The organism is uncultured Ferrimonas sp. (assembly GCF_947489035.1).
Classification (GTDB): Bacteria; Pseudomonadota; Gammaproteobacteria; order Enterobacterales; family Shewanellaceae; genus Ferrimonas.
Window position 1 is genome coordinate 1 of the sequence record NZ_CANLCI010000076.1, and the last position, 465, is coordinate 465.

Genomic DNA, 465 nt, shown 5'->3' on the forward strand with positions numbered 1-465 from the left:
TCGTTGATGGTGTTGGCGTTGAAGCTTGGCGCGTCGCCATCGACGTCGGTGGCGGTGAGGGTGCCGTCGAGTACGTCGGTGCTGCCTTCGATGATGCGGTCGGCATCGCTGGAGATCACCGGCGCGTCGTCGGTGCCGGTGATGGTGATGGTGACGGTGGTGGTGCTGCCGTTACTCAAGGTTACGGTGAAGACGCGTTGTTCTTCTTGGCCCTCAGCCAGCGCATCAACGGTGGGGTTGTCGGCCAAGTCGAAGGTCCAAGTGCCGTCGGCGTTGATCACGAAGGTGCCGTAATCGTCGTTGATGGTGTTGGCGTTGAAGCTTGGCGCGTCGCCATCGACGTCGGTGGCGGTGAGGGTGCCGTCGAGTACGTCGGTGCTGCCTTCGATGATGCGGTCGGCATCGCTGGAGATCACCGGCGCGTCGTCGGTGCCGGTGATGGTGATGGTGACGGTGGTGGTGCTG

Annotated in this window: 1 protein-coding gene; it reads right to left on the minus strand. The window is 63.0% G+C overall.

Features of this window, described 5'->3' with window-relative positions; all coding sequences use genetic code 11:
* On the minus strand, positions 1-465 hold a 465-nt coding region (locus Q0796_RS18150; RefSeq protein ID WP_298445894.1), incomplete at both ends, for a VCBS domain-containing protein.